A 21,732-nucleotide genomic window follows, 5' to 3' on the forward strand; every position below is an offset into this window, starting at 1 on the left:
TGTGGCTTAAGGATAAAACCATGCACAGAACGACCCAAAATACGTTGCGGAACAGGATACTGTTTGGCTTGTTATCCTGGCTGATGTGGCCTCAGCACAGGCGGCAGGCCCTCTGTGGATTATCCAGCCAGCAACAGGAAACAATCCTACCCAGACCGTGGCGGAAAATGGAACCGCCACCATGCAGTATCTGGTGCACAACCAGTCTGGCAAACCTAAAAAGCTGGTCATCCAGCCGATGGCAGGGATTTCTCAAACCGCACCCTGTCAATTAGCCCCGAAAGGACAAGCGGGTAGCACTTGCACGTTAAATCTTGCCATTAACGGCCAGGCGCTACCCAGAAACGGTGTTCACAGTGGCCCTGTAGTGTGTCAGGCCAATTCCGATGGCAGTCCCAATCCAAACCAATGTTATCAGCCAAGCCCTGCCAACAGCTTAAATATTACGCGCGGCCTCGCGGCTGGTGCCACAATCAATTCATTGAACTTTTAATGATCATATTGGTTCTATATCTTGTCATTCCCGCGCAGGCGGGAATCTATCCATCAAATTAATTCCTTACTTTGTTTGTGAGATGGATTCCCGCCTGCGCGGGAATGACACAAACTTAGATCAAAGTGTGTTATTTGCATTAATATTGATTATTAAAAATTCTTGTGTATAAAAAAAGGTGACGATACCCCAGGGACAATACCAATACCGTGAATGTCGATGTGACGGTGACCAGTCTGCCGCAGATAAGCATTACCAATCCTGCCCAGCAAGGGCGGGTCGTTACTGTATCCGGAGCGGGGCTTTCTTTAGAAGTCACCAATGATGCCGGCAGTGCCGTCAATGCCAATGCGATTACGGTCAGCAACATGACAGCCTGTCCCAACCTGTCCGTTGACGACAGCAATTGCGCCAGTGTGGCACCTGGAGCCACCTGCACGCTGGAATTGACTTCCAACACCCCTTACGCACCCTGTACGATTACCGTCAGCGGCAGTAACACCGCCAATAGTCCGCAAACCTTGATTGCTTTTTCGCATCTGGGAGGATTGGTATTTGAGGAAAGCGGCGGCAGTGGCAAGGTCGTTATTGATGTCGCTCAAGGGTTTTCTAGCCAATGGACAATCATGCCTTCTAATACTGGCGCAACAAGCCTTGATGATGGGGTTTGCCAATACCAATGCCATTGTCGCTTCTGGAGCTTGTAATGTCGATACTGATAACTGCGCGGCCCAACGCTGCAGAAACATCAGCTCAGACTGGTATCTTCCGGCACTAAATGAGTTGTCTGCAGTTCATAGCGCGTTGTGCTCCAACCTTGCAACTACCTGTAACTTTGGCGGGTTTTCGCCCACACTCCACTGGAGTTCAACGGAATCTACGCTCGACCCGAACTCCGAGGCGCAGCTCGCGGACTTCCCGACGGGTAACATCTTCGGTAGTCTATCGAAGGGCGCAAGTTTTCCAGTTCGCTGTACCCGGACTTTTACCCCTTAAGCCCCTTTATTCCTTTTCTTATGAGGCAGCCGCGCTGCCTCATACTTTTTTTAAGCTGGAATGAATGCTTTCTATAGGGATGCTTATCCGTTGACATTCCTGAAATGTCTCTTGAAGAAGAATGTGCTTTGCAAAAAATACACAGGTTTTGCAAAAACCCTGAATGTTCTGGCGCTCCAAAACAGCAGGAGACTTCTTTTTATTGCCATTTTATGATCAAAATTTATATAATACGCACAATTATCATTTACTGAGCCTATTTATCATGACCTTTTCGAGCAAATTAAAAGCAGATTATGTTGAATTGATTAATGGAGAGTTAGACCGTATTCCTGTAGCGCGCATGGAGGAGTTTAATTTAATCGCTCAAGAATTACAAAAGCTCATTACTTCGCCCTTTATTTTAGCGATTAAAGGCTTCTTTGGCTGCACTCCAACGAAATCTACGCTCACTGAAGCAGCTCAAAATCAGATTGCTTATGTGCATTATTGTTATAATACCCCTAAAGATTTTGTGGAAAATGCTAAAGATTATTCTCAATATCAACAAATTCTCAAAGAACGAATCACTGCAAAAATCACCGAGTTTCAAACATTTACTGAGAAAGAAAAAACTGCATACTTGGCGTTTCAAAGAGAAAAACTCAGCGAAGTTGAGCATCCCAAGTTTGATTTGGTATAAATTGGATCAAGAAACAAGAGCGGCTCTCTAATTTGCTTTTTAATAACTGTATGTTGACTGGGCTTCCAGTTCTTTTTGCCGCTCTGAAAATTCGTACACTTGTTCTCGAGAAAGAGTCACTTTATATGTTGCATCAGCTGAATAGTAACTCTCGAGTGTAATAGTAAATTCTTGATTTTCTTTGATTGACTTATCTTCTTCACACGGTGTTATTTTTTCAACGAAGTGGTACGAGTCGCTTAAAGTTTCACCGACATATTGAGTATGTCCAAAACCAATCTCCTCACCGAGTTTATCTATCTTCATTCCTGCCAAATATTTTATTGCCAAATCAAGATCGTTTTCTGTAAGTTCGTGACATATTCCCAATAATTGTTCTTTGATCTTGCTCCCTTTTTCTTGTGTACTCGTTCCAACGTCACGCATGGGCGCAAAATATTGTTGCCGTAACGATTCGAGTTTGGTGAATAATTCTTTGTTGCGTGAGGGACTATGAGTAATATGTCTCTTTATAAAACTGCCACTGCGCTCACTACGTACTAAATCATAATCTTTCTTTTGAATTGTAATGTAGCTAATATTGTCAATGTGAGAAATTCTTTTACCAACATGTGCACTCATTGTATCGAGTATTTTACTCATGGTCAGCGGTTCACTTGGTTGCCACTTAGCATAATAACGCGCTATTTCTGTAGCGATATAAAAAGCTTTATCTTTGTCCTTCTTTAGACTTTTTTGATTTACCTCAAGAGCATTAATAAACGCTTGATTGTATTTATCAATGTTTTCTTGTCTCGGTTTATCTATTTCCAAATTCAGTCGGTGATCGAGTGCGTTGTAAAGATTTGCTTCTTCTTGAAATCTGGTGATTACAGATTGTACACCTGAACGGTGTTTTCGTATATGCTCCCCAGCTTCAGCCCATTTCTCTACAGAATCCATAACATTCCAAGTATTTTTATCAACTGTTTCCATTGCAGTACCACGATAATGTGTATTCGCAATTTGACCTACTATAGTACGTTGACAATACCATTCTTCAGGTATAGGGACCGTACCGAGAGAAAACGCCTCAGTAAGGGATTGATCACCAGCAACCCCACAGAGATCTGACAAGCGCATTAAATCCAGTGTTGTATCATGAGTAAATCGATTTCGTTCAAATACTCTAAACTCCCGTCCATTAGGATTTGATTTATCTAAAATAATTTCTTTTTGAGGCTCTTCCGAGTCTCCAGTATAAAAAACCAGTCTGGTATATCCCAGTTGTTTTAGCTTTTCTTGAAAGTCTGGTTCTTGAAGCATCCCTAGTACTTTTTCGTCCTTACCATCCTTTTTTGAAGCACTCACAAAATAATTAGCATGTTTCCCGGGCTCATTACTTGCGGCAAAAACCGTAGCGGCTCTTTTGTAAGAAACATGAAAATTATAGTAAGAAAAGGCAAAGCTATTATTTTTAATAAATGAGGAAGAATCATCGCCCGAATTACCTAATACTTGCTTTTTTAAAGCAGGATCGAGCCCATCAAGTATTTTTGCACGAGCATCCTGTTTCGCAGTGGGAGGCAGGCGTGAAAATTCTTTTAAATCCGGTTCAATTAAAATTCCAGGATAATCTTCACCTGTCTTTTTTTTGCCTACATTGCCACTTAAATTAATTATTGGTGGCTTATAATTTGTTTCTTCATAAAGTCCATATTCACCAATAAAAATTTTAGTACAATGACTATTTTTATGATAGTAATATAATGAGTTATCGAAAATAGCAGTTTCTACTGCAAGTTGGGCTTTGTCACATATTCCTTTGATTACTGAACCATGCGTATTTGTCCAGTCAACTACTTGAATTTGAGGATGCACCACCCCTTCTAAGAAACTCGGTTCAATCTGCTTTATTTTTTGAATTGAATCTTCTTTAGCCATAACATAAATCGGAGCATCGGGATATTTTTTTGCTAGAAATTTAGCTATTTTCATTCCTAAAGAAACATCACCAAAACCCTCCTGATCAATCATATGTAATACTATGGGACCTTTAAAATCTGATTTGCTGTTAAAATCAGGTTTAAAAACATCTTCAGTCCTTATCATGATTTATTACCAATAAAAAGAACCATATATTTAATATTAGACCATTAATTCAGTCATTGAAGGCTGTATTTGTTTATTCTGTTGACATAACAAACAAAAAGCACTTTGAAAGGAAAATGGAGGCTCTTTCGATTTTTTAATAAGATTTAAATTGAGTGAAGCAGGAAAAACACATAAAACATCTATGCTCTGGCAAAATCGAAAGAAATGATTTTCGCAATTTCAGATTGTTTTAAAGTTAAAGCCAACAGCCGATCAATACCTAAAGCGACTCCGCTGCATGAAGGCAAACCATGCTCTAAAGCCTGCAAAAGATAGTGATCTGCGTCCATGAAAGGCAAGCCTTTTTCGCTTCTTATTTTTTGGTCCTGAGCAAAGCGTTTTGCTTGGGCAGCGGCATCGGTTAACTCATGAAAACCATTAGCCAACTCGACTCCTTGATAATAAACCTCAAAACGTTCTGCGACACCATGACTCACTTGTGCCAAGGAAGCTTGTGATGCCGGAAAATTATATACTGCAACCGGGACGCTTTGCTTCCCCAAAAAAGGTTCTACAACATGACTCATCAATAAAAAAAGATACTGATCCCTATCCTCTTCTTGAGGAGGCAGGACTTTATCCAAATCGTAATGCGCCAATAGCTCACGAAGTTGCATGGGAGTTGCAGACAATGGATCGATACTACACGCTTCAAGAAAAGCCTGTTGGTAGGTTTTTTTGATCATGGGTTTAGATTGCATAACACGTTGCAGGAACAGATCCATTTCTTCCATCAAAGCATGATGATCAATACCCAATTGGTACCATTCGAGTAAAGTAAACTCCGGATTATGCCAACGTCCTAATTCATCATCGCGAAATACACGCGCTATTTGAAAAATAGAACCACTTCCTGCCGCAAGCAAACGCTTCATATGATATTCAGGAGAAGTCTGTAAGCAATAAGTTTCACCGCGAAAAGTGGCTTTGATATTGCTTAGATAAACATCGGTTGTCCCATATCTCGCCATAATTGGCGTTTCTACTTCCAAATAACCGCGTTCCGTAAAGAACAAACGTATTTTTGTTACTAATTCCGCGCGTTGGCGTAAAAATTCGATCGGTGCTGAAGGGTGCCACATCAATAAAAAATTCCCAATTCAAGTCGCGCTGCTTCGGTCATTCGCTCCTGAGACCAAGGCGGCTCCCAGACCAATTCCACAGAGCAATCGCGAACACCTTCTACTTTATTGACTGCTTGTTCTACTGTTCCTGGAAAAGTTTGTGCCACAGGACAACCAGGAGTAGTTAAGGTCATTTGAATTGCAACATGGGCATCATCATCAATCGAGACATCGTAAATTAAGCCCAAATCATAAATATTCACAGGAATCTCAGGGTCATAAACACCCTTAAGCGCATTAACAATAGCTTCTTTCAGTAATTCCTCATCCTGTTTTTTCTTAAAACCAAACATAAAGTACCTGCGTTTTCTGGTAACTGTAGCCTGGGTGCAGCGCAGCGAAACCCGGGATCATGACATCCACTCCATCCCCGGGTTTCGCTGCGCTGCACCCAGGCTGCATCCATCTAATACTTATAATAAACCGCTATTCGGTCTTTACCACATTGCTGTCTTTATTCAATGCAGCTTCCAAAGTATGCCAAGCCAAGGTAGCACATTTTACCCGTGCCGGATAAGCCTTCACTCCTGCAAGTACTGTCAACTTATCCATATAACGTAACTGACCTTCTTCATTTTGAGTCAACATATGATGAAAGCGATGAAACATTTCATGAGCTTCTTCTATGGTTTTCCCTTTGATCGAGTCAGTCATCAAAGAGGCTGATGCTTGGGATATAGCACAACCACATCCCAGAAAACTTAACTCAGTAATCACATCCTCTTTTATTTTGGCATACACCGTTAATTTATCCCCACATAAAGGATTAAAACCATTTGCTTGCGTCGTCGCATCCTTCATTTCATAATGATGGCGTGGGTTGCGATTGTGATCGATAATGATTTCTTGATAAAGCTCTCGCAATTCAGCGCTCATGCAAATACCTCTTTAACCCGATGCAATGCCTGTATGCATGCATCAATTTCCTCTTTGGTATTATAAAATGCCAGGGAAATACGTGAAGTGGCAGCAACGTTATAAAAATCCATCAACGGCATGGCACAATGATGGCCACTCCGTATCGCAATTCCTTCACTATCTAAAATAGTGCCGATATCATGGGCGTGAATTGTTCCATGTACAAAAGCGACAACCGGTACTTTTTGTTTGGCAGTACCTATAATATTAAATCCGCTCGACCGAACTCCGGCAGTTGCATAGTCTAGCAACTCTTGTTCATAAGCGATGATTGCTTCCATATCCAAAGATTCTAAATAATCTATAGCAGCACCTAAGCCAATTGCGCCGGCAATATCAGGAGTACCTGCTTCAAATTTACTGGGCACCGCAGCGTATTCTGTTGCTTCAAAAGTAACGGAATTAATCATCTCGCCTCCTCCTTGATAAGGAGACATAGCGTTCAGAAGTTCTTCTTTACCCCATAGAACACCAATACCTGTAGGACCATATAATTTATGCCCGGAAAAAGCATAAAAATCACATCCTAAATCTTGTACATCTACAGGAAAATGAGGAGCGGCTTGTGCGCCATCGAGTAATACTTCAGCACCAACATCATGCGCCATCTTAATCATTTCTTTAACGGGATTAATAGTGCCTAAAGCATTCGAAGCATGCGTAATCGCCACAAATTTAGTGTTTTTATTTAATTTCTTGGCAAATTCATCCAATAAGATCTCACCGTCAAGAGAAATGGGAGCAACCTGCAGCTTGGCCCTGGTTTTTTTACAAACCATCTGCCAGGGAACTATATTGGAATGATGTTCCATATGCGTAATTAATATTTCTTCATCAGGTAAAATACGCGGTGCAACCAAGCTTTGTGCTACCAAATTAATCGCTTCAGTTGTTCCACGTACAAAAACACATTCACGCGGTGAATTCGCATTGATAAAACGCTTCACTTTGGAACGGGCAGCTTCGTAGCTCTCCGTTGCTCTGACACTTAAAGTATGCACACCACGATGTACATTCGAATTATCATGTTCATAATAATGAGAAACAGCTTCAATCACCGCTTTAGGTTTTTGCGCCGTTGCTGCATTATCAAAATAAATTAAATCAAAATCATTTACTTTTTGATTGAGTACAGGGAAATCTCTACGAATTGCCTGAATATCCAAAGCGTCCATTTAGCTTACCCCAACTGTTGTGTTAATAAATGTCCCATGTAGTCCGCTAATTCGCGATGGGGAATAAGCCGCAGATTATCACGAGCAAAAGCATGAATTAAATAATGCGATGCTTCAAGCCGACCAATTCCACGAGTTGCCAAATAAAATAATGCTTCCTCATCCAATTGTCCAACCGTCGCACCATGAGAGCACAATACATCATCAGCAAAAATTTCCAACTGCGGCTTGGTATCCACTTCTGCATTTGCTGAGAGTAATAGGTTTTTATTTTGTTGTTTGGCATCAGTATGCTGTGCATCTTTAGCAACAAATACCTTACCATTAAATACTGCGCGCGAATGTCCAGTGAGAATGCCTTTATAATCCTGTTCGCTGCTGCAATCAGGCACCAGATGCTGCACTGTGGTATGATGATCCACATGTTGTCCTTCAGCAGGAGCATAAATCCCATTCATCAAAGAATGTGCTTTTTCTTCGTGCAAATACAAACTGATATCAGAACGCACCCATTGTCCACCAAGACTTAAAGAATGATTGGCGAACTCGCTGCCTTCTAATTGTTTCACCGACAGGTGGCCTACATGAAAAGCAGATTTACTCTCTCTTTGCACCGTATAATGCGTTAATTTTGCACCAGCACCCACAACAATCTCGGTTACCGTATTCGTCAAATAGCAGCAATCAGCCATCCCTTGATAATCTTCAATGATTGCAGCCTGACTGTTTCCCTCAGCCACAATCAAATGTCGCAAATAAACGGCCTGATTTGCTTGAGTCTGTACATGAGTTAAGGCTATGGGTTCTTCAAGAACGACACCTGATGGAATATAAATCAACACACCACAGTGAATCATCGCCGTATTTAAATAATGAAAACCATGCTCTTGTTTTAAAACAGTTCCCAGATAAGGCTTAAGCAAGTCCGGATGCTGTGTTAATGCAATAGATAAAGGAAGAACTAACACTCCTTTAGGTAAGGTCTTAGCAAGCTGCTCCACACCGGAAATGAGTCCATTGCGAATCAACAGATGCTGATTTATTGGCAAATCAGAGTTTATTTTGTCATTACCGGCCGTAGCCACAGGTTCCTTTATGCTATCTGCAGAATGCATAAAAGGCTGATTTAATAATGCGTCAACACGGGTATATTTCCAATCCTCATCATGTCGCGTTGGAAATCCAAGTCGATTCAAATCCATTAATGCCTTAGTTTGCAATTGGGCAAGCCAAGGCAAAGTAGATAAACCCGCTTTTGCTCGTTGTTGGTAAAAATCCAAAATCTCGCTCATATCACTACACCGTTTCCTCAAGCCAGCTGTACCCTTTTTTCTCTAATTCAAGTGCTAATGATTTATCACCAGACATAATAATACGACCATTTACCAGCACATGGATAAAATCAGGCTCAATATAATCAAGCAAGCGCTGATAATGCGTTACTAAAATAATAGAACGTTCTGAGGAACGCATGGCATTAACACCATGAGAAATAATACGCAGCGCGTCAATATCCAAGCCTGAATCGGTCTCATCAAGAATAGCAAGCTTGGGTTCCAGAGCGGCCATCTGTAAAATTTCATTACGTTTTTTTTCGCCACCAGAAAATCCTTCATTGATGCTGCGATATAAAAAGCTTTCATCCATTTCCAGTAACTGACATTTCTCCCGAATGAATGTCAGGAACTCAATGGCATCAAGTGTATTTTTTCCCTGACCTTTACGTACTGCATTAACAGAAGCTTTAAGAAAATTAACGTTCGTTACCCCAGGTATTTCCACCGGATATTGAAACGACAAAAAAATACCGGCACGTGCTCTTTCTTCAGGAGACAAAGGAGTCAAATCCTGCTCTAAATAGTTTATTTCTCCACGAGTCACTTGATAAGAAGGATGGCCAGCTAATACCTTGGATAGGGTACTTTTTCCTGAGCCATTAGGCCCCATAATGGCATGAACTTCACCTGCACTTACCTGAAGGTTAATGCCTTTCAAAATGGATTGGTCATTTATTTCAACATTTAACTCTTTGATTTTTAACATATTAACCTACCGCCCCTTCTAAACTTAGACCTAGCAATTTAGTCGCTTCCACCGCAAATTCCATAGGCAATTCTTTTAATACCTGCTTACAAAAACCATTTACAATCATCGAAACAGCATCCTCTGTATCGATTCCGCGTTGTTGACAATAAAACAATTGCTCTTCACTAATCTTGGAAGTCGTTGCTTCATGTTCTACTTGCGCTGTGGGGTTCTTGACCTCTATATAAGGAAAAGTATGCGCGGAACATTCAGAGCCCATAAGCATTGAGTCACACTGAGTATAATTACGTGCATTCGTTGCTGTTGGTGCAATACGAACCAAACCGCGATAAGCATTATGTGCACGTCCTGCACTAATCCCTTTGGAAATAATCGTTGACCGCGTGTTTTTTCCAATATGGATCATTTTAGTGCCGGTATCGGCTTGTTGATAATTATTGGTTAAGGCAACTGAATAGAACTCACCAACGGAATCATCTCCTTGTAAAATCACACTGGGGTATTTCCAGGTAATTGCTGAGCCTGTTTCAATTTGCGTCCAGGAAATTTTGGAACGTTTGCCACGGCAAGCACCGCGCTTCGTCACAAAATTATAAATACCTCCTTTTCCTTCCTTATCACCTGGATACCAGTTTTGGACCGTAGAATATTTAATTTGTGCTCCATCTAAAGCAACCAATTCGACTACCGCTGCATGGAGCTGATTTTCATCACGCATGGGCGCGGTACAGCCTTCAAGATAAGAAACGTAACTGTCTACATCAGCGATAATCAAGGTACGCTCAAATTGTCCTGTAGACGCCGCATTAATCCGAAAATAAGTCGATAACTCCATCGGGCAACGCACCCCTTTGGGAACATACACAAAAGAACCATCACTAAATACAGCCGAATTCAACGCAGCATAAAAATTATCACGATAAGGTACTACCGATCCTAAATATTGCATCAGCAACTCTGGATATTTATGCACTGCTTCAGAGATAGGACAAAAAATAACGCCTTTTTCAGCGAGTTTCGCTTTAAACGTAGTTGCCACAGAAACACTATCAAAAACAGCATCAACAGCAACACCAGCCAACATTTCTTGTTCTCTTAAAGGAATGCCCAGTTTCTCATAGGTTCTTAGTAACTCAGGATCCACCTCATCCAGACTCTTGGGTGCATCTTTTTTCATTTTAGGTGCTGAATAATAAGAAATAGCCTGGTAATCCACAGGCGGATAATGCACGCTGGACCATTGAGGAGGTGACATGGTTAACCAATGCTGATAGGCTTTTAAACGCCATTCAAGCAAAAACTCTGGCTCGCCTTTAATTGCTGATAAACGACGAATAACGTCTTCGTTCAGTCCAGGCTCAAAAGTATCTACTTCAATGTCGGTTGTAAACCCATGTTGATATTCTCTATCGAGCAGAGAATTAATTTGCTCACTGCTTTTCGCCACGATTAACTCCACTTGCCAATTGTCGAACTCGCTCCACATCATATGCTTGCAAAGTTGGTTTAGCCAAAGTGGCTAAACTGACACTATCCAAAGCTGTTTCAATTGCTTGGCTAATTAATCGCCAATTACCCTGAATCGTGCAAACACCTTGTAATGAACAATCATTAGGTTGCAAACTGCACTCTGTGAAACCACGATGTTCTTCCAATGCAAAAATTATTTGCGACACAGAAATCTCAGTTGCAGGCCGTCGCAATCGATATCCCCCAGTCACTCCACGTACTGAAGATAACAAACCTGCACTGGTCAAACGTTTTAAAATTTTACTTACCGTAGGTACAGTCAGATGAGTATGTAATGCAATATCGCGAGCATTACACAATTCTTGCGTGTGCCTGGCGAGATAAACCATCACAACTGTTCCATAATCGGCCAACTTGCTGATGCGCAGCATAACACCTCAAAATCGAATAATCTAGTACCAAATAAGTCTTAATTTGAAACAACACATCCACTTGATCAATTTTCTATCCATATTATAAATATAGTACCAAAATAGTTCTATATTTGGCAAACCAGAATATTACCTTATTGTTCATGAGGGATGCAAATAAATTCAACAATAACAGCAACTCTATTGGATGGTTTGTAAGACGTTAGTGGAAGTCCCAGATATATCTATTGAAATCAGGCATATTGCCAAAGCGATTCAAACAGTGCAGACTGAACTAACAAATACTCATTCTCTAGGCAAACCGTTGACAACCTTGACTGTGACTTTTGTTTCACAACACATTAGTAGTTTAAAAACTTGACTCACTTGAACTAAAAGCGATATATAACGTATCATCTTCTTTTAAACTTAGAGTGTTTGCAATAGAATTTCATGCTTGAATCAGGATCTATTAGGAGCAAGACCATGACCGTTGCGCATTATCCAGCCTCATTGGTCAGCAGCCAACTTGTTGATTCGGGAACGATGCTTGTCCCGCAAGGGTACTATCGCTCTAAATTATTTATTGCTCCTTTTTCTACTAACGCTTTAGTTGCGGCAGCAGGCCCTCTTTTATCGCTATTGGAGCGGCTCTGTCTTAGCCCTTCATTACCTGCTATTGAGAATATCAGAGACAATATTGAACATGAATTACTCGCTTTTCAGAGCAAGATGGATGCATCGAAATACCCAGCAGATTTTGCTGCCATCGCTCATTATTTAATGGCAGCGACCATCGATGAAATCCTGGGTAAAAATTACATGCGCGTATATCAAATTACCGCTCAATTTAAAGCCTTTACACCACTCACTAATGATAACGCTCAACCACAGCATCGTTTTTTTGAAATCCTTAATTACATAAAAGAACGACCAAACCAATACCTTGATCTTATTGAATTGGTTTATTTTTTTCTAATTATTGGCTTTGAGGGTCATTACCATCTCAAACCGGATGGACGACAGGTTTTGGATAACTATATTGAAGATCTTTATCAAATCATTCAGAAAAATCGTTTTAATCAACCACGCCGTTTATTTAATGAAAACCCTATACCCAAAATTGTTAAAAAAAATTATAAAGCGGTCATAATTACTTTGATTACTGCGGTTACTGTGGTAACACTTGCTTTTTTGACCAGCCAATACTTCTTGGAAAATAAAGCAAAAAACGTTTTATTTGGACATACCCAACTTGCTCTCCTGGATAGCTGATGGACAATTCTTTACGCGCATTATGTGATGCTATAAAAAAAATACTTTCACAATTAAAGCCACAAAGCAATCAGCTGTCTTTTATAGTGATTACCGGTAAGAATGCTCAAGGGAAGTCGGCCATATTGAAGCAAAGCAATATGGAAGAAATACCCGTTTTCAGCGAACAACATGCCAAAATATATTTTAATCAGAAAGGAATCATTATTGAGCTTGGTGAAAATTGGCTTACCAACAGTAAAACCTTATTGCTTACTACCCTGAAACAATTAAATCGATGCAACGCGTATCTAAAAATTACCGGTCTTGTTTTATGCATTGATGTAAATGACTTGCTTATTGCAGATCCAAGTCAGTTTGCAGAACAGAAAAAAGCGCATTTGCAATTGTTGGAACGATTTGGGACGAACCTGGGTTATTCCATTAATCTTGCGCTGATGTTTACCAAAATGGATACCCTTGCTGGCTTCACCGAATTTTATCAGTCAGAACATACAACCGATTTATCGAAACCCTTGGGTTTTTCACTTGATTGTAGGAATGAATTAAAGAAAAAAATAGAAGCATATTCATTACAATTCAATCAGCTCACGGAACAACTTGGTCAACAAGTAATTAACAAAATGCATCCTGCGCGTTCTACAATGAGGCGCAGTTTAATTCGGGAATTTCCATTACAGGTAGCCAGCTTGCGTGCTCCTATTCAAGCATTAATTCAAGGAATTTCACCCAAACTTTTTAATTTACATTCCATTTATTTTAGCAGTGCAGAGCAAGGTGGAGTGAGTATTGACCGTCTGAATAAGAAAATTCAGCATGAATATGCATTGGTAGTCCAAGATACGTTTCCACAAGCGACAAATTTCAGAGCCTATTTTGTTGAAGGGGCATTAAAAATCCTTCAGGAGCATTGCAGTCAAATTCCACAAGTCAGAAAGTTTTCGCAAAAACCCATTATTGCAGTTACTGCAAGTATTGCTGGAATCAGCTTGCTCATCTTAAGCTACAACCATTATAAAACAGCTCATTTATTGGATGAAGCAAGTAAAGAATTACTTGCTTATGATGTGCTCAATAGTCAGAAAAATAAAGAAAAGCAGGCCCTTTATCATTTATCCAAGGCTGCAAAAACGATGAGCCATATTCCCAGTAATTCCTTGTCACTACCCACAGTGCATCAATTAAAGCACAATTTGCACCACAATGCTGAAAGCCGTCTCCAGGGTGAGTTTTTACCTTCATTAACCAGCGAGCTGGAGGACGTAATCAATAATTCAGGGAATACCCCTGTCGTTCGTTATAACGCCTTGAAAATTTACCTGATGTTGAGCCAACCCGAACATTTTTCAGCAATGCAAGTACATGATTGGTTTGCCGCTCAATGGAAAAACCAGCCTGAAAGTTCTTTAAACAAACAGCTGGCACTATTAAAACTCTTATTAAGCAAACCACCCCGTAATATAACCGTGAAACCACAAGTAATTAGTGATGCCAGGAATTATTTAAATGCATTGCCCACCAGTTACCTGTATTACTCTATTGCAAAAGAGTTTTTACCTAATGCCAAACAAAAAATTGCAATGAATGGTTTTATATTAGCGACTAACGAATTACCGAGTTACTTTACCCGATCAGGTTTTAATGAAGTCATACAAAGAATCCCTGATATTAGCCATAGTCTACAAAAAGAAAACTGGGTTCTTGCACGCAATGATTTAAGCCAATTACAAGAAATGATAACTCAGGCATATTGTTTTGATTATGTCACCTGGTGGCAAACATTCATGCGCAAATCACAACCCTTACATTATCAAGATTATCAAGCAGGCCGGCAAGTAGTTAAAAATCTGGAACAATCTCATGCACTGAGTAAAATGATCGGTTTAATCCAACAGGAAACCAAGGCGGACTTGACCAATAGCACATCTCTATTCAATCAATCTATTGCCAATCAATTTACTGATTTAAACTTAATGAGCCTTTCCAGCACTAAAGAGTTAAGTCTGAAAATCGTTGATTTGGAGCGCTTTATTTCAACTTTATCCATGATAAATGATGGGGGTAAAACCGCATTTAATCTTACTAAAACACGTTTTGCTAGTGACAGCGCTTCGGATCCAGTCAGTTTGCTTTATAATCAAGCACGACTATTACCCGAACCTCTAAGTACATGGACAAAACAATTAGCAAGTGACGCTTGGGTGATACTGATCAAAGACAGTCGTCAGTACATCAATCAACAATGGCAGCAGACCGTTTATAGAGAATTCCAAACCACTATTGCCAGACGCTATCCTTTTGACGCATCACAACAAGAAGAAATCGCAATAAACGATTTCAATCATTTCTTTTCTACGCATGGTGCCTTAAATTCATTTACTGAAAACTATGTGAAACCATTTTTGGATATTTCCAGTGCAGAATGGAAACCTAAAGCAGTAAATGATTCCGTGTTACCTATAGCATCAGAAACATTAGATGCGCTGATACGTGCAAATATTATTACCAATATGTTTTTCCCTGACCATGGGGAAGAAAGTAAAATTGATTTTAGCCTGCAAAAAATTAGTCTTGACCCTGTAGTTGCAAACCTGGAACTTCAGATTGGCAGCACTAAATTGACCGACAATCAAAGCACTGACTCTGTTATTCGTTTTACCTGGCCCCAATCCCACGCAAAACTTGCTCTTAATTCAATTGAAGGCAATCACTATGAGCTTGCGGAACAAGGAATATGGGCTTTATTTAAACTGCTCGAAAAAGTGAATGTTCTCGTTGATGAACAAGACAGTTCCAGCTTGCAAATTCTCTTTGAAATCAACAGCAATTCAGGACGTTACCTGTTAAAAACAAATAATCAGGTTAATCCATTTACTCCAGGAATTCTGAATGGATTTACATTGAATGAATCTATAGTTTAATTCTTTAAAATTGTGTTTTATCTCTAGCTTTTTTGTATAAGTTCCTTAATTGATCTATAGTTTAATACATCAGAAACAAAATTAAGGAATTATATATGCCTAAATCGAAAGCACATCAAGCAGTGGAAAAATTCTATAAGGATGTAAAAGGACTTGACTATAAATATGGTTATCAGCAAGAGCATCTTGCAGGAAGAGCAGCATTTGCTCTGGAAACAGAATTCAGAGCCCTATTGGCTGAAGATGAGAACAATCCAAATTCTTCCGCACAAGAAGCGCAACAAAAATTAATCCAGGATGCTCTTAATATTGTCACTAAGTATGAGAAAGCAATGAAAGTGGCTCCTGGCACTGTTAATGAATTTAAATTATTCATAAATCAATTTTTTGGTAAAGAGCTTTTCAAGCTCAAGGGTTCAGTATTTTCAGAATCTTATAAAGCGAAGGATGAAAAAGAGGGTACTCAAGAGGTTGCTGGAAAGTTTAAACAATATAAAGAAGAACTTGAAAAAGAAAAAACACCGATGGAAGATGCTAGGAGAGAAGATAACATAAATACAATTTGAGGTTATCAATCCTAGCTTGAGTAAAGCTCGGGTTTTGGTCTTCGGATCTGAATTCAGAATGAATTTGTTTGTATACAGCAAAGCATTAAACCTAAGAAACATTAGGATAATATTTCCCAGTTAAACTCAACTGAGTTACGGACGAAAATTGTGTACCAAGGTTATTGAACGATGCAATTCAAAATCAATGACCTTTAGTTGTTCCCCTAAAGTATCCTCCATGCAGCATCATCATGCAACATTCTTATGTACAAACCTTATCGCTAAAATTTTAATCACAAAGAGGCAGATTCATTAGAATTCATATATACTGTTAACTCTTTTAAAAAAAGGTCTCATATTATGCGTACGTTTGTTTCCTATTTACTTATTGCATTACTAAGCTTTGGACTGTTAATTAACGAAGCCTCTGCTAAACGCTTTGGTGCCGGCAGAAGTTTTGGCATACAGCGTTCCCAAAGTGCCTTGTTTTCACCCAATAAGGTACAGAAGTCCAGTGTTCTTGGACAAAGCACAAAAAATCCCAGCAGATGGGGAGGATTACTCAGTGGCTTATTAATTGGCGGCTTGCTTACCAGTTTATTTATGGGACATGGTTTAGCCAGCGGGCTTTTATCATGGTTAGTAGTTGGCGCAATCCTTTTCTTTGTTATTGGTTTTTTCCGCAAAAGAATGCAACCAGGTTTTCAAACAGGACAAGGCAGCCAAACTAATCCTTTTAAGCAAAATCCTTTTAATAATTTTACTCAATCGTTTAACAGCAATTCGAGCAGCAGTGCAAATAACTTTTCTCAATACCCTGAAGGTTTTGTGCCTGAAACTTTTTTGCGTGAAGCTAAAGTGACCTTTAACCGTTTACAAGCTGCATATGATCAAAAAAACCTTCAAGATTTGAGTGAATTCACAGCACCTGAGGTATTTGCAGAAATCAAAATGCAATTAGATGAGCGTGGAAATGCATCAAATAAAACTGAAGTAATCACTTTAGACGCCAAGTTACTCGATGTTTCACGACAGTCTAATTCACTCATCGCAAGCGTACACTTTACCGGCTTCATCAAAGAAGATGATGAGCCTATGAGTCAACTTGATGAAATTTGGCATTTCCGCCAATTTTCTAATAGTAGCCAATGGGTTGTCGGTGGGATCCAGCAGGAAGTATTCCAACCTTAATCACAGCATTAACCTGGGTTTTCCCCTAGTGAAAATCCAGGTCACATTATGTCTTACTTAGAAACTACAAGTGTATCAGTTCCCCATAGATTTTCAGTGAGTAATCGAGCAAAGTTCGATGTGGGCTTTTTAAGAGCTTATACTTATTACTACTACAACAAATAAAAAGTGAATTATAATTGTGTATCTTTCAAAAATCGTGTCACGTGTTTGTTCTTCTCCAACGCTGTGCCATGGAAGGCAGAAAGCCAAAGCGCATCGATGTAAGTGGAGAAGAACAATGAGCTATTTAGATGTATTGCACATCAATAATTTCATACTCCACCATACCTCCCGGCGTATTTACTGTTACTACGTCATCCAATTCCTTACCAATTAAAGCACGACCAATTGGAGAACTGTAAGAAATTTTATTCTGTTTAATATCTGCTTCATCCTCACCGACAATGGTGTAGGTTACCGTAGCATCTGAATCTTTATTGCACACTGTAACTGTAGCGCCAAAAACTACCTTGCCATTATTAGGTAATTTGCTGATATCAATGATTTGTGCATGAGATAATTTTGCTTCCAGTTCTTGAATACGTCCTTCATTAAAGCTTTGCTGTTCTCGGGCTGCGTGATACTCGGCATTTTCTTTCAAATCACCATGTGCCCTTGCTGTAGCAATCGCTTCAACAATACGAGGCCTATCAACAAATTTTAAACGCTGTAATTCTGAATTAAGTGCTTCCGCACCTTGAACTGTCATAGGGTGTTTGCTCATATCTACCTCAAAAATAATTCCCTGGTAATTTATCTTTTAACCCCATTCTCACATCAAGGTGAAAACGAGATCATTAAGCTCAGTAATAAGTGGAGTCTTGGCAAAAACGAAACCTAATGTTTACCCCCTGTGTCCCGCTACGCTGTCCCCAGACTACGCACTTTTTCTTTTTATTAGGTCTGCTTGCATTTCGCTAGCTTGAGCCAAAATGGCCTGATTTTCGAGTACCGAAGCGCAGCATACATAAGGCATGTGAGCATCGGAACGCAGAAAATCAGGACAGTTTGGCCAAGATAGTAGAAATGGAACCAGACCTAATGTAAATCCTGCAATCGAGTTACCGTTTCTCTATCTTCATATTTCATAGCCAAACAAGCAGCCTCAGCTCCTGACAAGGTCGTAGTATAGCTAACCTTGTGTTGTAATGCATTGCGTCTGATTGCAAAGGAATCGGCGATTGCTTGCTTGCCCTCAGTTGTATTTACAATAAAATCGATTTCGTTATTTTTTATAAAATCTAAAACGTGTGGTCTGCCTTCATTCACCTTAAATACTCGGCGACAATCAACCCCCGCTGCTTGTAATGCCAAAGCAGTGCCGCGTGTTGCAATGATTTCAAAACCTAATTCAATCAATCTCTTGGCAATTTCACCTACTCGCGTTTTATCGGCATCCCTAACGGAAACAAAAGCACGACGACGCTTAGGTATGTTCGAACCAGCTCCCAGTTGTGCTTTAGCATAAGCTTGTCCAAAACGTCTGGCAATACCCATTACTTCCCCTGTAGATTTCATTTCAGGGCCAAGAATAGAGTCTACTCCAGAAAATTTGATAAAAGGGAAAACCGGGAGCTTAATTGAATAGAAGGATGGCATATGGTGATTTTGACTTAAACCTTGTTCTTTTAAACTAATACCCAGTTTACAAAGAGCCGCAATTTTGGCCAAAGGTAACCCTGTCGCTTTGGAAACAAAAGGAACTGTCCTTGAAGCTCTTGGGTTTACCTCCAGAACATAAATATCATCCGCTTGAATAGCAAATTGCGCATTAATCAACCCAACCACCCCTAAATTCAATGCCATTTGACGCATTTGTTCCATTAAATCCTGTTGTACCACAACACTAAGACTAAATGGGGGTAAAGTACAAGCAGAATCTCCTGAATGAATACCAGCCTGCTCTATGTGTTCCATTACGGCACCAATCAATACCTCTTTGCCATCGCAAACTGCGTCAATATCTACTTCAATTGCATTATCTAAAAATTTATCCAACAATACGGGAGAATCATTGGATACAGCAACTGCATGCGATAAGTAATGGCGCAAATCATCTTCTTGATAGACAACTTCCATAGCCCGCCCCCCAAGAACATAGGAAGGTCTTACTACTAAGGGATAACCGATCTTATTTGCTAAAGCGATAGCTTCTGCCTCACTACGCACAGTGCCATTATCAGGTTGATGTAATTTCAATTCGGTAACTAATTTTTGAAACCTATCCCTGTCTTCTGCCCTATCAATTGCATCAGGAGAGGTTCCAATTATTTTAACGCCATTTGCCTCTAACGCTCGTGCTAATTTTAAAGGGGTTTGTCCACCGTAATGAACAATAACTCCCTCCGGTTTTTCTACATCGACAATCCCTAGAACATCCTCTAGAGTCACCGGTTCAAAATACAAACGATCGGAAGTATCAAAGTCGGTCGATACAGTTTCAGGGTTACAATTAACCATAATAGTCTGGCAACCTGCGTTCCTAAGAGCCATAGCTGCGTGCACACAACAATAATCAAATTCAATTCCCTGACCAATTCGATTCGGTCCTCCACCAAGAATCATAATTTTTTTCTTGTCGGTATCAGGACGAGCTTCGCAACTGGTTTCATAACACGAATACATATACGCCGTATCACTGGGGAATTCACCTGCGCAGGAATCAATGCGTTTGTAGACAGGAACAATCCCTAGTTCTTTTCGCTTTTTGCGTACTTCCTCTTCAGTACACGACCAAATATTAGCCAAATAGGCATCGGCAAAACCACGCTGCTTCAGGAGACGTAAAGTAAGTGCACCGACATCTGCCAATTTCTTTCCAGTCACAGAACATTCCAGAGCAACCAGTTCCTCGACTTGGGCCAAGAACCAGGGATCAACACGACTTTCCTGATGAATTTCTTCAAGGGTCATATTGTTTCTAAACGCATCAGCGATATACCAAAGTCTATCTGGAGTTGGTTCTCGCAAATGGCCTCTTAAACGTGCTAAATCGCTCTTTTTGAATAAGGGATGCAAACCACAACGTCCTATCTCTAAACCCCGTATTGCTTTTTGTAAGGATTCCTGAAAATTGGATCCAATTGCCATCACTTCACCAACTGATTTCATTTGTGTCGTCAGGGTATCTGAAGTTTGCGGGAATTTATCGAAATTAAATCGTGGTACTTTAGTGACTACATAATCAATGCTTGGTTCAAATGAAGCCGGCGTCTTACCTCCAGTAATTTCATTTTTTAACTCATCAAGCGTGTAGCCAACAGCCAGCTTTGCGGCAACTTTTGCAATAGGAAAGCCAGTTGCCTTGGAGGCCAAAGCAGAGCTTCGAGAAACCCTTGGGTTCATTTCAACCACAAGCATCCGCCCATCCTCTGGATTAACAGCAAACTGTACGTTTGAACCTCCTGTATCAACACCTACCGCTCTTAACACTTTAATGGCTGCGTCCCGCATGCGTTGATATTCTTTATCAGTAAGTGTTTGTGCAGGAGCCACAGTAATTGAATCGCCAGTATGAACTCCCATAGGGTCAAAGTTTTCAATGGTACAGACAATAATACAATTATCATTTTTGTCACGTACTACTTCCATTTCAAACTCTTTCCAGCCGAGTACTGATTCATCAATCAATAACTCATGCGTTGGTGATAACTCTAATCCACGCATACAAATTTCTTCAAATTCTTCGCGGTTATAAGCAATACCACCACCGCTCCCCCCCATAGTAAAAGAGGGACGAATAATTGCCGGGTAACCTAATCGTGCCTGGACCTGGATTGCCTCCTCCATACTATGAGCAATCGCCGAACGCGGCATATCCAAACCAATTTTAATCATCAATTGACGAAACTTTTCTCTATCTTCAGCGCGATCAATCGCTTCTCGTGTGGCGCCGATCATTTCAACATCATACTTTGCTAAAATTCCTTCGCGTACTAAGTCCAGAGCACAATTAAGCGCCGTCTGTCCACCCATAGTGGGCAAAAGCGCATCCGGGCGTTCAATTTCAATGATACGTGCTACTTCTTTCCAAGATACCGGTTCAACATAAGTTGCATCTGCAAGTTCTGGATCCGTCATAATGGTGGCTGGATTGGAGTTAACCAAGATCACCCGATAACCTTCTTCCTTTAAGGCACGTACGGCTTGGGTTCCAGAGTAATCAAATTCACAAGCTTGTCCTATTACGATAGGACCTGCTCCAAGGATGAGGATGGATTTAATATCGGTTCGTTTTGGCATATTGACAACAAAAAAGAATAAAATGATATATTTTACCTACTTTTGCTTAAAGTTTATACCCTTAAT

At 40.1% G+C, this 21,732-nt stretch carries 18 protein-coding genes; 7 read left to right on the forward strand and 11 right to left on the reverse strand.

Translation table 11 applies throughout. The annotated features are described in order from the left end of the window. Nucleotides 1-193 precede the first annotated feature (193 nt). The 3 genes from Lani_RS03055 to Lani_RS03065 all read left to right on the forward strand — a co-directional run bounded on the left by Lani_RS03055 (nt 194) and on the right by Lani_RS03065 (nt 2,171). The gene (locus Lani_RS03055) at nt 194-493 is read left to right on the forward strand and encodes a hypothetical protein (protein ID WP_127908257.1); all 300 of its coding nucleotides are present in this window, start codon (nt 194-196) and stop codon (nt 491-493) included. Nucleotides 494-702: 209 nt separating this feature from the next. Then, on the forward strand, nt 703-1,200 hold the full coding sequence (locus Lani_RS20695) for an IPT/TIG domain-containing protein (RefSeq protein WP_019234515.1): 498 nt from the start codon (nt 703-705) through the stop codon (nt 1,198-1,200). Between the two features lie 554 nt (nt 1,201-1,754). Continuing rightward, a complete protein-coding gene (locus Lani_RS03065) occupies nt 1,755-2,171 on the forward strand; it encodes a hypothetical protein (protein WP_040523010.1) in 417 nt (138 codons plus the stop codon). Nucleotides 2,172-2,210: 39 nt separating this feature from the next. On the opposite strand, the gene Lani_RS03070 is transcribed toward Lani_RS03065, so the two are convergent. From Lani_RS03070 to Lani_RS03110, 9 genes are all read right to left on the reverse strand, one after another. Next, nucleotides 2,211-4,262 carry a hypothetical protein gene (locus tag Lani_RS03070; protein WP_019234517.1) on the reverse strand — a complete coding sequence of 684 codons (2,052 nt, stop codon included), beginning with the start codon at nt 4,260-4,262 and terminating at the stop codon, nt 2,211-2,213. Nucleotides 4,263-4,444: 182 nt separating this feature from the next. Further along, nucleotides 4,445-5,386 (reverse strand): elongation factor P--(R)-beta-lysine ligase, encoded by a 942-nt coding sequence (epmA, locus tag Lani_RS03075; protein WP_019234518.1) that lies wholly within the window; start codon nt 5,384-5,386, stop codon nt 4,445-4,447. After that, nucleotides 5,386-5,721 (reverse strand): SUF system Fe-S cluster assembly protein, encoded by a 336-nt coding sequence (locus Lani_RS03080; RefSeq protein WP_019234519.1) that lies wholly within the window; start codon nt 5,719-5,721, stop codon nt 5,386-5,388. The genes epmA and Lani_RS03080 overlap by 1 nt, the downstream gene beginning before the upstream one ends. A 133-nt stretch (nt 5,722-5,854) precedes the next feature. After that, nucleotides 5,855-6,304: a Fe-S cluster assembly sulfur transfer protein SufU gene (sufU, locus tag Lani_RS03085; protein ID WP_019234520.1), complete on the reverse strand. Its 450-nt coding sequence runs from the start codon at nt 6,302-6,304 to the stop codon at nt 5,855-5,857. Further along, on the reverse strand, nt 6,301-7,521 hold the full coding sequence (locus Lani_RS03090; RefSeq protein WP_019234521.1) for a cysteine desulfurase: 1,221 nt from the start codon (nt 7,519-7,521) through the stop codon (nt 6,301-6,303). Before Lani_RS03090 ends, sufU begins: the two co-directional genes overlap by 4 nt. 5 nt (nt 7,522-7,526) lie before the next feature. After that, nucleotides 7,527-8,813, reverse strand: coding sequence for a Fe-S cluster assembly protein SufD (sufD, locus tag Lani_RS03095; protein WP_019234522.1), 1,287 nt, complete (start codon nt 8,811-8,813; stop codon nt 7,527-7,529). Between the two features lie 4 nt (nt 8,814-8,817). Beyond that, nucleotides 8,818-9,564: a Fe-S cluster assembly ATPase SufC gene (sufC, locus tag Lani_RS03100; RefSeq protein WP_019234523.1), complete on the reverse strand. Its 747-nt coding sequence runs from the start codon at nt 9,562-9,564 to the stop codon at nt 8,818-8,820. 1 nt (nt 9,565) lies between these two features. Next, nucleotides 9,566-11,014: a Fe-S cluster assembly protein SufB gene (gene sufB, locus Lani_RS03105; RefSeq protein ID WP_019234524.1), complete on the reverse strand. Its 1,449-nt coding sequence runs from the start codon at nt 11,012-11,014 to the stop codon at nt 9,566-9,568. Continuing rightward, on the reverse strand, nt 10,998-11,468 hold the full coding sequence (locus tag Lani_RS03110) for an SUF system Fe-S cluster assembly regulator (protein ID WP_019234525.1): 471 nt from the start codon (nt 11,466-11,468) through the stop codon (nt 10,998-11,000). Before Lani_RS03110 ends, sufB begins: the two co-directional genes overlap by 17 nt. A gap of 465 nt (nt 11,469-11,933) precedes the next feature. On the opposite strand from Lani_RS03110, the gene icmH reads away from it, so the two are divergent. The 4 genes from icmH to Lani_RS03130 all read left to right on the forward strand — a co-directional run bounded on the left by icmH (nt 11,934) and on the right by Lani_RS03130 (nt 17,382). Continuing rightward, the gene (gene icmH, locus Lani_RS03115) at nt 11,934-12,722 is read left to right on the forward strand and encodes a type IVB secretion system protein IcmH/DotU (protein ID WP_019234526.1); all 789 of its coding nucleotides are present in this window, start codon (nt 11,934-11,936) and stop codon (nt 12,720-12,722) included. Then, nucleotides 12,722-15,643 carry a type IVB secretion system protein IcmF gene (icmF, locus tag Lani_RS03120; RefSeq protein ID WP_019234527.1) on the forward strand — a complete coding sequence of 974 codons (2,922 nt, stop codon included), beginning with the start codon at nt 12,722-12,724 and terminating at the stop codon, nt 15,641-15,643. Before icmH ends, icmF begins: the two co-directional genes overlap by 1 nt. Nucleotides 15,644-15,738: 95 nt before the next feature. After that, entirely contained in the window at nt 15,739-16,209 is a 471-nt protein-coding gene (locus Lani_RS03125) for a hypothetical protein (RefSeq protein WP_019234528.1), read from the forward strand. A gap of 342 nt (nt 16,210-16,551) precedes the next feature. Then, nucleotides 16,552-17,382 (forward strand): Tim44 domain-containing protein, encoded by an 831-nt coding sequence (locus tag Lani_RS03130; protein ID WP_019234529.1) that lies wholly within the window; start codon nt 16,552-16,554, stop codon nt 17,380-17,382. 289 nt (nt 17,383-17,671) lie between these two features. On the opposite strand, the gene greA is transcribed toward Lani_RS03130, so the two are convergent. Both greA and carB read right to left on the reverse strand, forming a co-directional pair. Further along, nucleotides 17,672-18,148 (reverse strand): transcription elongation factor GreA, encoded by a 477-nt coding sequence (gene greA, locus Lani_RS03135; protein WP_019234530.1) that lies wholly within the window; start codon nt 18,146-18,148, stop codon nt 17,672-17,674. A gap of 314 nt (nt 18,149-18,462) precedes the next feature. Beyond that, nucleotides 18,463-21,666 (reverse strand): carbamoyl-phosphate synthase large subunit, encoded by a 3,204-nt coding sequence (gene carB / locus Lani_RS03140; RefSeq protein WP_019234531.1) that lies wholly within the window; start codon nt 21,664-21,666, stop codon nt 18,463-18,465. Nucleotides 21,667-21,732 lie beyond the last annotated feature (66 nt).

Source organism: Legionella anisa, from assembly GCF_001467525.1.
GTDB lineage: Bacteria > Pseudomonadota > Gammaproteobacteria > Legionellales > Legionellaceae > Legionella > Legionella anisa.

Bases quoted from the DNA above. Each gene is read 5' to 3' on its own strand.
- Lani_RS03065 (WP_040523010.1), top strand. From the start codon at position 1,755: ATGACCTTTTCGAGCAAATTAAAAGCAGATTATGTTGAATTGATTAAT.
- Lani_RS03070 (WP_019234517.1), bottom strand. From the start codon at position 4,262: ATGATAAGGACTGAAGATGTTTTTAAACCTGATTTTAACAGCAAATCA.
- epmA (WP_019234518.1), bottom strand. From the start codon at position 5,386: ATGTGGCACCCTTCAGCACCGATCGAATTTTTACGCCAACGCGCGGAA.
- Lani_RS03080 (WP_019234519.1), bottom strand. From the start codon at position 5,721: ATGTTTGGTTTTAAGAAAAAACAGGATGAGGAATTACTGAAAGAAGCT.
- sufU (WP_019234520.1), bottom strand. From the start codon at position 6,304: ATGAGCGCTGAATTGCGAGAGCTTTATCAAGAAATCATTATCGATCAC.
- Lani_RS03090 (WP_019234521.1), bottom strand. From the start codon at position 7,521: ATGGACGCTTTGGATATTCAGGCAATTCGTAGAGATTTCCCTGTACTC.
- sufD (WP_019234522.1), bottom strand. From the start codon at position 8,813: ATGAGCGAGATTTTGGATTTTTACCAACAACGAGCAAAAGCGGGTTTA.
- sufC (WP_019234523.1), bottom strand. From the start codon at position 9,564: ATGTTAAAAATCAAAGAGTTAAATGTTGAAATAAATGACCAATCCATT.
- Lani_RS03110 (WP_019234525.1), bottom strand. From the start codon at position 11,468: ATGCTGCGCATCAGCAAGTTGGCCGATTATGGAACAGTTGTGATGGTT.
- icmH (WP_019234526.1), top strand. From the start codon at position 11,934: ATGACCGTTGCGCATTATCCAGCCTCATTGGTCAGCAGCCAACTTGTT.
- icmF (WP_019234527.1), top strand. From the start codon at position 12,722: ATGGACAATTCTTTACGCGCATTATGTGATGCTATAAAAAAAATACTT.
- Lani_RS03125 (WP_019234528.1), top strand. From the start codon at position 15,739: ATGCCTAAATCGAAAGCACATCAAGCAGTGGAAAAATTCTATAAGGAT.
- Lani_RS03130 (WP_019234529.1), top strand. From the start codon at position 16,552: ATGCGTACGTTTGTTTCCTATTTACTTATTGCATTACTAAGCTTTGGA.
- greA (WP_019234530.1), bottom strand. From the start codon at position 18,148: ATGAGCAAACACCCTATGACAGTTCAAGGTGCGGAAGCACTTAATTCA.
- carB (WP_019234531.1), bottom strand. From the start codon at position 21,666: ATGCCAAAACGAACCGATATTAAATCCATCCTCATCCTTGGAGCAGGT.